Genomic DNA, 11,657 nt, shown 5'->3' on the forward strand with positions numbered 1-11,657 from the left:
TCGTGTCGAACGTTACGGTTCCCTATGCTGGCACATCCCAAACCTCAAAAACAGGGCTCGGGACTATCCCAGCGGTACATCCAGGTAGGGCCGCGGGTCGGCCGCACCCGGACCGTCGAAGTGCCACCATTCCCCCGAGTACACGGCCAGCCCGCCGGCTTTCATGGCCTCGCGCAGCCTCGCCCGATTGGCCTGAGCCGCGGGGCTCACCCCATCGGTGGCGTACGCCAAGCTGCGCGGCGTGAAGTCGTCGAACCCGGTGCCCATGTCGACCAGCGACCCCCCGCTGGCGATCGTCACGTCGACCGAGCGGCCGGCCTCGTGACTGCGGGCGTAGGCGCTCGGGCGGGCCACCCAATTGGGATTCGACACCACCTCGAACATCCTCACCTGAACCTCATGTGGTCGGTAGCAGTCCCAGAACACCAGCTTGTCGGGCCGCAAGGCGGCGGCCGCGGCAGCGAGCCCGGGGGCCATGGACTCGTGCACCAGGCAGGGAGCGCCGGCCGGATAGAGCCGCTGACCGACGAAGTTGTCGGTGGTCGCATACCGGAGGTCGATCACCGCGTCGGGCACCACCGAGCGCACGTCGACCAGCCCGGCCTCAGCCGCCGGCCTGGCTGACGCCACCGGCGCCCAGACGAGGCCGGCCAGCAGAAACAGACAGCCCGCGGCCGCCAGTACCGTGGCGAACAGCCGACGCACTATTGCGGAAATGGCACTCTCTTCTTTAGGCATATCGCTTTCCGATGTACGATAATCACACTCTTGATGCGGGCGTCGGAACCCCGACGGCCGGTGGGTTATGCGCATAAGTGCTGCGCCCAAACTGACCGACGGAATTGGAGTGATCCTATGGCGTCAGCCGTACCGGAGACCGTCGCAACCCGCTATGCCGGCAGACGGGTCGAGCGGGTCGAGGACACCCGCCTGCTCACCGGACGCGGCACGTACGTCGACGACATCACGCGGCCCGGCATGCTGCACGCCTGCTTTGTCCGCAGTCCCTACGCGCATGCGAAATTCACCGCCATCGACGCCGCCGCGGCCCTGGCGTTGCCCGGCGTGCACGCCGTGCTGACCGCCGCTGATCTCAACCCCGAGGTCAAGGAGGCCTGGCACGCCGTCGCCGGCAAGGACATCCCCGACACCCCGCGGCCACCCCTGGCCGAGGGCGAGGTGAAGTTCGTCGGCGATCCGGTGGCCCTTGTCATCGCCGAGAGCCGCTACATCGCCGAGGATGCGGTCGACCTGGTCGACGTCGACTACGAACCGCTGCCCGCGATCGCCGACTTCCGCGGGGCCCTGACCTCCGACGTGTCCGTCCACGAAGCCTTCCCCGACAACAATGCCGGCGGTATGGCGGGAATGCCGCCGGACGAGGAGGTTTTCGGTGCCGCTGCGCATGTGGTGAAGGAACACATCTATCAGCAGATGCACGTGCCGGTGCCGATCGAGTGCCGCGGCATGGTCACCGAATGGACGCAGTCGACCGGCGAGCTGACCATCTGGGCGTCCACCCAGACCCCACACGAACTCCGCGCGTTCGCGGCCCGCTTGCTCGGCATCCCGGCCCAGCACGTGCGGGTCATCATGCGCGACACCGGCGGCGGGTTCGGGCAGAAGGTCGTCCCGATGCGCGAGGACATGTGCATCATGCTGGCCGCCCGCAAGGTTTCCACCGCGACGTCGAACGCGCGATCAGGCACAGCGCTGAAGTGGATCGAGGACCGCCGCGAGAACTTGATGTCGGCCGGTCAGTCCCGCCACGTCGACGGCGACGTACGGATGGCCTTCGATGACGCCGGCAACATCTTGGCCGCCGACATCGACTTCGTCCAGGACGTCGGCTCCTACCCCACCCCCTACCCGGTGCTGACCACCGCGGCCATCGGCATGTTCTTCCCCGGCCCGTACCGGGTGCCCAAGGCCAGCTTTAACTACAAGACAGTGTTCTCCAACACCGCGGGCCTGCACGCGTACCGCGGGCCGTGGCAGTACGAAACCCTCACCCGCGAAATACTTCTCGACATCGCCGCGCGCAAGATGGGCCTGGATCCGGTGGACCTGCGGCGCAAGAACCTGCTCCGCAGGGACGAGATGCCCTATTTCAACCCGAATGGCATGCCCTATGACCACGTCGCCCCGATCGAGACCTTCGAGCAGGCGGTGAAGATCCTCGACCACGAGGGCTTCCGTAAAGAGCAGGCCGAGGCGCTGGCCCAGGGCCGCTACCTCGGGCTGGGCTTCTCGGCCTACATCGAGCCGACCGGCGCGGCCACCGGCCACCTGGCCAGCGAGGGCTGCACCATCCGGATGGAGCCGACCGGCAAGATCAACGTCTACGTCAACGGCGGATCCACCGGAAACAGCTTGGAAACCACCGTCATCCAGCTCACTGCCGACGCACTGGGCGCCGATATCAACGATGTCGCCACCATCCAGGGTGACACCGCGGTGACCCCCTACGGCGCGGGCACCCAGGGCAGCCGCAGCGCCCCGATGACGGCCGGCGCGGTCAACGAGGCCGGCACCATCCTGCGCAACCAGCTGGTCGCGATGGCCGCAGCCCGACTCGAGGTCGAGGAGTCCGAGATCGAGCTCGGCGGGTCGAGGGCAGTTGTCCGCGACGATGCCGAAAAGAGCGTGAGCTTCGCCGATCTGGCCTTCCGCGCCCACTACGAGCCGCAGATGCTGCCGCCGGGCATGTCGGCGAACCTGGAAGCCACCGCGCGATTCGTCTCGCCGCCGACCGCAATGATCCACTGGGCGAACGCGACCCACGCCTGCACCTGCGAGGTCGACGTCGTCACCGGGCATGTCACCCTCACCCGCTACATCGTCAGCGAGGATGTCGGCCCGATGATCAACCCCAACGTGGTCGAGGGCCAGATCGCCGGTGGCACCGTCCAAGGTATCGGCGGGGCCCTGCTGGAGAAGCTGTCTTACGACGATGCCGGAAACCCGTTGTCCTCAACGTTTGTCGACTATCTGTTGCCCACCGCCACCGAGGTTCCCGTGATCGAATACGGCCACGTCGAGATCCCCGGCCCCGGCATCGGCGGCTACAAGGGCGCGGGCGAGGGTGGTGCCATCGGTTCGACGCCCGCGGTGATCAACGCCGTCAACGACGCGCTGGCCCCACTCGGGGTCACCCTGACCACCCTGCCCGCCACCCCGGCAGCCATTGTCGAAGCCATCGAGCAGGCGCAGGAACCCCGCTCGAAGAAACAACACGGAAGGGACCACTGATCGTGGAGCTCAACAACGAATTCCGGGTCGCGGTACCGGTGGCGAAAACCTGGGAGGTTCTCACCGACGTCGAACGCGTCGCCCCGTGTCTGCCCGGCGCTACCCTCCTGAGCGTGGACGGTGACGACTTCACCGGTGCGGTCAAGGTCAAGGTCGGCCCGATCACGGTGTCCTACCAGGGCAATGCGACGTTCCAGGAAAAGGACGCCGCGGCCCAACGGGTCGTGCTCAAGGCCAACGGCAAGGAGACCCGCGGCAACGGCACCGCCTCGGCCATCGTGACGGCCCAACTGAAGGACGAGGGCGATGCCACGTTGGTTGTCGTCACCACAGATCTGGCCATCTCCGGCAAGGCCGCCCAGTTCGGCCGCGGCGTGCTGGCCGATGTGTCGGGCAGCCTGATCGACCAGTTCGCCAAGAGCCTGGAGACCGAGTTGCTCGGTGGCACCGCTCCTTTGGCTGAAACCGGCTCCGCCGCAGGGTCATCCGAACAGGCGCCGCAGGAAGCGGCCCCGATCAACGCGCTGGCCCTGGCCAAGGTGATGGCGGTGCCGATGGCCAAACGCTTCGCCCCGGCCATCGGCGCGGTCGCCGCCGCAGGTGTGCTCGGCTTCCTGTTCGGCCGGGCCGGTCGCAACAAGCGGAAGAGCAGCGGACTCACCACCGAGGACCTGCACGCCGCGCTGCTCCGGTTGGTGTCATGAAGTCCGCCCCGTTTGCGTATCACCGGCCCGAGACGGTGACCGAGGCAGTGTCCATGCTCGGCGAGTTCGGCGAGGACGCCAAGATAATCGCGGGCGGGCAGAGCCTGGTGCCCATGCTGGCCATGCGCCTGACGCACTTCGAGAACCTGATCGACATCTCACGGCTGCCCGAATTGAACGATATATCACTGCAGGGCAACGAGGTTCGGATCGGCGCCGCCACCCCGCACGCGATGGTCGGACTGGACGACGAAGTCGCCGATTCGGTCCCGCTGCTGACCATGGCCACGCCGCACATCGGGCACTTCCAAATCCGCAGCCGCGGCACCCTGGGCGGTGCCATCGCACATGCCGATCCGGCCGCCGAGTACGCGGCCGTCGCACTGGCCCTCGACGCGACCATCGAGGCCACCTCGGCGCGCGGCACCCGCCAGATCCCGGCCACGGAGTTCTTCACCGGCCTGTGGGAGACCTCGTTGGCCTCCGACGAGATCCTGACCGCGGTGCGCTTCCCGGTGGCGTCGGGCCGCTGCGGATTCGGGATCGCCGAATTTGCCCGTCGCCACGGCGATTTCGCGATCGCCGGCGCGGTGGTCGGGTTCGAGCTCGACGAGGACGACCGGATCACCCGCTGCGGCATCGGCCTGTTGGGGCTGGGCTCCACGCCGCTGCGCGCCACCGGAGCTGAGGCTGCGGTGCTCGGCACTCCGATCGGCGGCATCACCGCCGACGAGATCGGCCGGCTGGCGATGTCCGAGCTCACCGACATTCCTTCCGATCTGCAGGGATCGGCCTCCTACCGGGCGCGGATCGGCGCCGCCATGGTGTCCCGAGCCTGGACCCAGGCAATCACCCACGCCACCGAGGAGGCCCTCAATGCATGAACTTCCGGTTGCGCTTTCGGTCAACGGCCGTGACTACCAGGATGTTGTCGAGCCCCGCGTAACGCTGGCCGATTTCCTGCGGGACAACTGCGGCCTCACCGGTACCCACCTCGGCTGCGAGCACGGCGCCTGCGGTGCCTGCACGGTCCTGCTGGACGGCCAGGCGGTCCGGTCGTGCCTGGTGTTCGCGGTTCAGGTGGACGGTCAGGAGGTGACGACGGTCGAGGGCATCGCCGGCCCGGGTGGCGAGCTGTCTCCGGTGCAGTCCGCCCTCAAGGAATGCCACGGACTGCAGTGCGGCTTCTGTACCCCGGGATTCGTCACCTCGATCACCGCGTTGCTGCGCGACAACCCGAACCCCACCGATGCGGAGATCCGCGAGGGTCTCTCGGGCAACTTCTGCAGGTGCACCGGCTACCAGGGCATCGTCAACGCCGTGCACCGGGCCTGCAACCACGCTGAGAACACTGCCGAGCTCAAACCTCTAGCTCAGCAATGACTTTCGCGATGCGCCGGGATCGGGTCTCAGCGGCCTTGGCTCCTTGAACCGCCGTGACGTGGGCTTTCTGCTTGCTGTAAGACAGGCGTTCCCACTTGGCGGCGGCCCCCGCTGATCCCGCCAGGGCGGCCCGCAGATCATCGGGCACCTCCACGGTGCGCGGTTCGATGTCGACAGTCAGGTCCACGTCGATGGCATCGCCACCGCCGATACCGGACTCGTTGCGACGCTCGGCGCTGAACGGAATCAGGAACTTGCCGCCCATCGGCGCGATCGTCGAGCGGTACCGGTAGCCGTTCACGTCGACCACGACTGCGGGGCGCTTTCCTGCTTGCAGCGCCTCCACCACGTGAGCGGGTACCTCGATACCGGTGTTGTTGCCGTCCTGGAACATCGTGGTCGAGAACTTCATGAATCCTCCCTTGGCCAAACGTAGCCGGTAAGAGTGGAGGGATGAAGATCGGATTCATCGGCCTGGGCAACATGGGCGCGGCCATGGCCGCCAACCTGCTCAAGGCCGGACACGAGGTCACCGCGTACAACCGTTCCCCAGACAAGGTGACCGCGCTGGCCGCCCAGGGGGCACGACCGGCAGCTTCGGTGGCCGACGCCTGTCAGGGCGATGTCGTCGTCACCATGCTCGCCAACGACGACGCGCTTGAGGCGGTGACATTCGGGGATCGTGGCGTGGTGGCCTCCCTGTCCGAAGGTGCCGTTCACGTCTCGTCATCGACCATCAGTGTCGCGCTGGCCCAGCGGCTGGCCGAGGCCCATGGCGGGGCGGGCCAGGGATTCGTCGCCGCACCGGTGTTCGGACGTCCTGATGCGGCCGCAGCGGCCAAGTTGTTCGTCATGGCGGCCGGCGCCCCGGCAACTGTCGAGACGGTGTCGCCGATTTTTGATGCGATCGGGCAGCGCACGTTCGTGCTCGGGGACGAACCTCAAGCTGCCAACCTGGTGAAGATCAGCGGAAATTTCCTGATCGCCTCGGTGATCGAATCCCTCGGTGAGGCAATGGCACTCGTAAGCAAGGCGGGGGTGGACAAGGAGCAGTACGTGGAATTGCTGACCTCCACGTTGTTCGACGCGCCCGTGTATCGCACCTACGGCGGGCTGCTGGCCCGCGAGGAATTCACCCCGGCCGGTTTCGCCGCCACCCTGGGCCTCAAAGACGTCAAGCTGGCCCTGAGTGCGGGCGAGGCGCTAGAGGTGCCGCTCCCCGTCGCCAGCCTGCTTCGTGACCGTTTCCTCACGCTGCTGGCCACCGGCGGCGGCGAATTGGACTGGTCGGCGGTAGGTGCACTCAGCGCGTGGGAGGCCGGAGGAAAACCTCCGGCCTAGCTCCCTAGGAGTCTGCTGCGACGACTCCGCGCAGGCCGTCGGCGCCGTACAGCGGTTCCAGCATTCCCGAGATATCGGGGCCGCGGCGCAGAGCGTGCCCGCCGTCAACACCGATGGCCTGACCGGTGATCCAGCCCGCGGCGTCGCTGAGTAGGAACACCGCCAGGTTGGCGATGTCCTCGACCTCGCCGAACCGCGGCATCGGCGTGCAGGCTTCGTAGTCCTCGCGGGCTGCCGGGAGTTCGAACACCGGGCCGACCATCTCGGTGCGGGTCAAGCCGGGACGGATGCTGTTGAACCGCACCGACGACGGCCCGAGCTCGTCCGCGGCCAGCTTGAGCAGATGGTCGAACGCCGCTTTGCTCACGCCGTATGCGCCGAACCACCGGTGGGTGTTGCTCGATGCGATCGAGGAGATGCCGACGAACGAGCCACCACCACCACGGACCATCTCCCGGCCGGCGTGCTTGATCAGATACATCGTGCCGTTGACGTTCAGATCAACCGTCTGGCGCCACAGTTCGGAGTCGATCTGGGTGATCGGCCCGATGGTGAGCGAACCACCGGCGCTGTGCACCACACCGTGTAGCTGGCCATGCCAGGCAGTGGCCGCGTCGACGGCGCGGCGGACCTCGTCTTCGTTGGTGACGTCGGCAGGTTCGTAGCGCACCGATCCACCACCGGTACCGAGCCCGGCGTTCAATTCGTCAGCAGCAGCGCTCAGCTTGTCGGCGTTGCGTCCGAGCAACATGGCGTTGCCGCCTGCGGCGACGATGGCAGCCGCGGCGCCCTTACCGATGCCGCTACCGCCACCGGTGACGAGGTAGGTGCGATCCTTCAACGACAGTTCCATTTGACTCATCCCTATGGTGTATCGCGCTGGGCCGGTTTCGGGGCCCCCAACGTCCGCCAGTCTGGAACATCGGGCGGCATCCCCACCGGCCAGCGGTTCTCGTTGACTGACGCCCAGTGCGCGTGCCCGAGTTCGTGAATGTGGAATGCATGGCGCAGCGCTTCGGTGAAGCCCATCGCGTCGCTCGCCGCGTTGACAGAATCCTTGACCAGCAAGGCGGCCATCGTCGGCCGCTCGGCGATGCGCCGTGCGAATTCCAGTGTCTTGTCTTCAAGCTCGTCGCGCGCGAAGATCTTGGACACCATGCCCAACCGGTACGCCTCATCCGCGTCGATCGAATCACCGGTCAGCAGTAGCTCTTTGGCCTTGCGGGCGCCGAACTCCCACGGGTGGGCGTAATACTCGACCCCCGGCATCCCCATTCGCACCCCGACGACATCGCTGAACTTCGCGTCATCGGCGGCCACGATCAGGTCGCAGGCCCAGATCAGCATCAGGGCCGCTGAGATCGCGTTGCCCTGCACCTGTGCGATGGTGATCTTGCGCAGATCGCGCCAACGCCGGGTGTTCTCGAAGTAGAAGTGCCATTCCTGCAGATATGTCCGCTCGGTGACGCCGGCGGCAGTGGCACCGTGGGAGCGGAAGGTCGGGTGCTGCGCCGGGCCCGGCGTACGTTCGGCCAGGGCCTCTTCGGAACCGAGGTCATGGCCGGCCGAGAAGTTCTTGCCACGTGCAGCCAGGATCACCACGCGGACCGCATCATCGGCCTCGGCCCGGCCGAACGCCTCGTCGAGTTGCACCAGCAAGGTCCGCGACTGGGCGTTCTGCGCATTCGGACGGTTCAGCCAGATCCTGGCGATGCGGCCGTCGTCGAGTGTCTCGTATTCGACCTGACGGGCTGTGTCATCGGGACCGGCCATATCGGACCACCTCTTAGTCAGGGTAAGTAAGTTACGGACTGCACATTACGTGTATCACGTAACCCGGCTCACACCGGGATCACAGCTATCATGCAGCAGCTTCACAGCACGCCACCCCACATGGCCGTGCTGGAACCGTTTGCACAGCGATTTACCCTTGTAGAGCGTAAAATATGAAAGACAAGAAGACTTCACGGACAACCGTGATCGGACCACCGCGGCCGGGTATTCAGCAAACCTTTTCAGGCCTTGAAGAGAAAGCATGACAATGGCCATCTCCCCGTCCCACATCCGTCGCTTCGCCGTCGCGGCAGGCTTCGCCGCAGCCATCGCCGCGGCCCCCGCCATGACGGTGCTCTCGACACCCTCGCAGTCACTGGCCTCATGCCCCAACGGGGAAACCGAGGACACCTTCACGAACGTGTGCGTCCCCGACATCGTGCCGAACTCCCCCGGCAATTTCAGCAGCATCGCAGGCAACCCCAACCTGCCCGCCGTGAACGAGCCCGGCGGCGGCGGCTCCATCCCCTGCACCGGCGCGAACTCCGGTGAGTGCATCGGCCTGGCCGAGGAACAGCAGTCCGAGGGGCCGCAGCCCGTGCCCGAGTCGACCGTCGGCAGTAGCCCGACCGTGCACGGTTCCATCGGCTGACACAGCGCGGCCGCAGACACCGCACAGTAAACCCTCAGCAGTCCTAGACTGCGGAGGTGAATTCGGTCGTTGTACCCGCCGCACTGTCCGGTGCCGGCTGCGCGCTGTTCCTCCTGCTCGGCGCGCCGGTGGCCCAGGCAACCTGCACCTCCGGTGAGGATGAGGACGTCTACACGACCACCTGCACCCCGTTCCTGGTGCCGAACTCACCGTCTCCGTTCAGCGGCATCCCCGGCAATCCGGACCTGCCGGCCGTAGACCTACCCGGCGGAGGCGGAGCCATCCCGTGCACCGGCCACAATGCCGGGGAATGCATCGGCCTGGCCGAAGAGGACGAGTCCGAAGGACCGCAACCGATTCCGCGCTCAACCATCAGCGCCAGCCCCTAGTAACCCCCGAGGGGTCCCAGCTACCTCATAGAACTAATGCAGAACTTTCTCAGCTTCCTTAGAATCCCAGCAACGAAACAATCGAATACCTAGAGAAAGCGTGACGATGGCGACCTTCCCGATCTCGATGCGACGACTGATCATTGCCGGCGGATTTGCAATCGCTGCGGCCGCCGCCCCAGCGATCGCCGCGTTCTCCGTACCTTTGTCTTCCGGTCCGGCGATCGCCTGCCCCACGGGCGAAGAAGAAGACCTCTACACCAACATGTGTGTCCCGCACACCGTGCCGAACTCCCCCGGCAATTTCAGCAGCATCGCAGGCAACCCCAACCTGCCCGCCGTGAACGAGCCCGGCGGCGGCGGCTCCATCCCCTGCACCGGCGCGAACTCCGGTGAGTGCATCGGCCTGGCCGAGGAACAGCAGTCCGAGGGGCCGCAGCCCGTGCCCGAGTCGACCGTCGGCAGCAGCCCGACAGTGCACGGTTCCATCGGCTGACAGCGTGTGGCGACCGGGGTTCTCCCGGTCGCCTACAGTTGTGTCATGCCTGCGAAACCTGATACCGCCGAGATCGACGACGTCGAACCGCTCGCCGACAGCACCGCCAGACAGGCCCGCCGCGTCGTCGCGACCTACGCCACCGACGCCGACGAGTGCCGGATGTTCCTCTCGATGCTCGGCATTGGACCGTCGAAAACCGAGGCCTGAGTGAGTCCGGATGACGACCGGCAGGTCGTCTCCGGGCACTCCGACTTCGTCGTAGTCGCCAACCGCCTACCCATCGACATGGAGCGGCTGCCGGACGGAAGCACCACCTTCAAGCGGAGCCCGGGCGGTCTGGTCACCGCGCTGGAGCCGCTGCTGCGTAAACGGCGCGGCGCGTGGATCGGCTGGCCCGGCATTCCCGACAGCGACGAAGAGCCGATACTCGACGACGACCTGCAGCTGTTTCCGGTCCGGCTGTCCGCGGACGACGTGGCCAACTATTACGAGGGTTTCTCGAACGCGACGCTCTGGCCGCTGTACCACGACCTCATCGTCAAGCCCGTGTACCACCGGAAATGGTGGGACAGCTACGTCGAGGTGAACCGGCGTTTCGCCGAGGCCACCGCCCGGGCCGCCGCACCCGGCGCCACCGTCTGGATTCAGGACTATCAGCTGCAGCTCGTCCCCAAGATGCTTCGCATGCTGCGTCCCGACGTCACCATCGGTTTCTTCCTGCACATCCCCTTCCCACCGGTCGAGCTGTTCATCCAGATGCCGTGGCGTACCGAGATCATCGAGGGGCTGCTCGGGGCCGACCTGGTCGGATTCCACCTTCCCGGCGGCGCCCAGAACTTCCTGGTGCTGGCCCGGCGGCTGGCCGGGGCGAACACCACCCGGGCGTCGGTGGGCGTGCGGTCGCGCTTCGGCGAGGTGTCCTACGGGTTCCGCACCGTCAAGGTCGGGGCCTTCCCCATCTCGATCGACTCGGCAGATCTGGACGCCAAGGCACGTAACCGCAGCATCCGGCAGCGGGCCCGTCAGATCCGCGCCGAGCTCGGGAACCCGCGAAAGATCCTGCTCGGCGTCGACCGGCTCGACTACACCAAGGGCATCGACGTCCGTCTGCGCGCCTTCACCGAACTGCTCGAAGAGGACCGGATCAAACGCGACGACACCGTGTTCGTCCAGCTGGCCACACCAAGCCGCGAACGGGTCGAGAGTTACATCGCGATGCGCGAGGACATCGAGCGCCAGGTCGGTCACATCAATGGTGAGTACGGCGAGGTCGGGCACCCACTGGTGCACTACCTACACCGGCCGGTGCCGCGTGAAGAGCTCATCGCATTCTTCGTCGCTGCCGACGTCATGCTGGTCACCCCGTTACGCGACGGCATGAACCTCGTCGCCAAGGAGTACGTAGCGTGCCGCAGTGACCTCGGTGGAGCCCTGGTGCTGTCGGAGTTCACCGGCGCGGCTGCCGAGCTGCGCCAGGCCTATCTGACCAACCCGCACGATCTCGAGGGTGTCAAGGATGCGATCGAGGCGGCGCTGAGCCAGAGCCCAGAGGAGGGCAAGCGGCGGATGCGCGCACTGCGTCGCCAAGTGCTGGCCCACGATGTCGACCGGTGGGCCCGCGCGTTTCTGGCCGCGCTGGGAAGCGCGAATTCAGCCTGAGCGCT

Annotated in this window: 14 protein-coding genes; 10 read left to right on the top strand and 4 right to left on the bottom strand. The window is 66.5% G+C overall.

The genetic code is table 11. The annotated features are described in order from the left end of the window. Nucleotides 1-63: 63 nt before the first annotated feature. On the bottom strand, nucleotides 64-738 hold the full coding sequence (locus tag HBE63_RS21675; protein ID WP_243858208.1) for a M15 family metallopeptidase: 675 nt from the start codon (nucleotides 736-738) through the stop codon (nucleotides 64-66). A 117-nt stretch (nucleotides 739-855) separates the two neighbouring features. On the opposite strand from HBE63_RS21675, the gene HBE63_RS21680 reads away from it, so the two are divergent. From HBE63_RS21680 to HBE63_RS21695, 4 genes are read left to right on the top strand one after another with little or no spacing between them, the layout of a single operon-like run. Beyond that, nucleotides 856-3,252, top strand: a complete 2,397-nt coding sequence (locus HBE63_RS21680; protein ID WP_166906584.1) for a xanthine dehydrogenase family protein molybdopterin-binding subunit — start codon at nucleotides 856-858, stop codon at nucleotides 3,250-3,252. Nucleotides 3,253-3,254: 2 nt separating this feature from the next. Beyond that, entirely contained in the window at nucleotides 3,255-3,956 is a 702-nt protein-coding gene (locus HBE63_RS21685) for an SRPBCC family protein (RefSeq protein ID WP_166906585.1), read from the top strand. After that, nucleotides 3,953-4,840, top strand: coding sequence for a xanthine dehydrogenase family protein subunit M (locus HBE63_RS21690; protein ID WP_166906586.1), 888 nt, complete (start codon nucleotides 3,953-3,955; stop codon nucleotides 4,838-4,840). Before HBE63_RS21685 ends, HBE63_RS21690 begins: the two co-directional genes overlap by 4 nt. Further along, nucleotides 4,833-5,339 carry a (2Fe-2S)-binding protein gene (locus tag HBE63_RS21695; RefSeq protein WP_166906587.1) on the top strand — a complete coding sequence of 169 codons (507 nt, stop codon included), beginning with the start codon at nucleotides 4,833-4,835 and terminating at the stop codon, nucleotides 5,337-5,339. Before HBE63_RS21690 ends, HBE63_RS21695 begins: the two co-directional genes overlap by 8 nt. On the opposite strand, the gene HBE63_RS21700 is transcribed toward HBE63_RS21695, so the two are convergent. Then, entirely contained in the window at nucleotides 5,317-5,751 is a 435-nt protein-coding gene (locus HBE63_RS21700; RefSeq protein WP_166906588.1) for a YdeI/OmpD-associated family protein, read from the bottom strand. The genes HBE63_RS21695 and HBE63_RS21700 overlap by 23 nt on opposite strands. Before the next feature lie 41 nt (nucleotides 5,752-5,792). On the opposite strand from HBE63_RS21700, the gene HBE63_RS21705 reads away from it, so the two are divergent. Then, nucleotides 5,793-6,680 (top strand): NAD(P)-dependent oxidoreductase, encoded by an 888-nt coding sequence (locus HBE63_RS21705; RefSeq protein ID WP_166906589.1) that lies wholly within the window; start codon nucleotides 5,793-5,795, stop codon nucleotides 6,678-6,680. Nucleotides 6,681-6,684: 4 nt separating this feature from the next. Here HBE63_RS21705 and HBE63_RS21710 read toward each other — a convergent pair whose 3' ends face one another. Next, nucleotides 6,685-7,533, bottom strand: a complete 849-nt coding sequence (locus HBE63_RS21710) for an SDR family oxidoreductase (protein WP_166906590.1) — start codon at nucleotides 7,531-7,533, stop codon at nucleotides 6,685-6,687. Nucleotides 7,534-7,544: 11 nt separating this feature from the next. Continuing rightward, the gene (locus tag HBE63_RS21715) at nucleotides 7,545-8,453 is read right to left on the bottom strand and encodes an enoyl-CoA hydratase (RefSeq protein ID WP_166906591.1); all 909 of its coding nucleotides are present in this window, start codon (nucleotides 8,451-8,453) and stop codon (nucleotides 7,545-7,547) included. 268 nt (nucleotides 8,454-8,721) lie between these two features. Here HBE63_RS21715 and HBE63_RS21720 point away from each other — a divergent pair, with 268 nt between their 5' ends. From HBE63_RS21720 to HBE63_RS21740, 5 genes are all read left to right on the top strand, one after another. After that, nucleotides 8,722-9,105, top strand: a complete 384-nt coding sequence (locus tag HBE63_RS21720) for an intersectin-EH binding protein Ibp1 (protein WP_166910049.1) — start codon at nucleotides 8,722-8,724, stop codon at nucleotides 9,103-9,105. Nucleotides 9,106-9,161: 56 nt separating this feature from the next. After that, a complete protein-coding gene (locus tag HBE63_RS21725; RefSeq protein ID WP_166906592.1) occupies nucleotides 9,162-9,494 on the top strand; it encodes a hypothetical protein in 333 nt (110 codons plus the stop codon). 106 nt (nucleotides 9,495-9,600) lie between these two features. Further along, complete coding sequence (locus HBE63_RS21730) at nucleotides 9,601-9,990, top strand: intersectin-EH binding protein Ibp1 (protein WP_166906593.1); 390 nt, start codon at nucleotides 9,601-9,603, stop codon at nucleotides 9,988-9,990. 45 nt (nucleotides 9,991-10,035) lie between these two features. Further along, nucleotides 10,036-10,200, top strand: a complete 165-nt coding sequence (locus tag HBE63_RS21735; protein WP_166906594.1) for a hypothetical protein — start codon at nucleotides 10,036-10,038, stop codon at nucleotides 10,198-10,200. Beyond that, nucleotides 10,201-11,652 (top strand): trehalose-6-phosphate synthase, encoded by a 1,452-nt coding sequence (locus tag HBE63_RS21740; protein WP_166906595.1) that lies wholly within the window; start codon nucleotides 10,201-10,203, stop codon nucleotides 11,650-11,652. Nucleotides 11,653-11,657 lie beyond the last annotated feature (5 nt).

Origin of the sequence: Mycobacterium sp. DL440, from assembly GCF_011745145.1 — a bacterium.
GTDB lineage: Bacteria > Actinomycetota > Actinomycetes > Mycobacteriales > Mycobacteriaceae > Mycobacterium.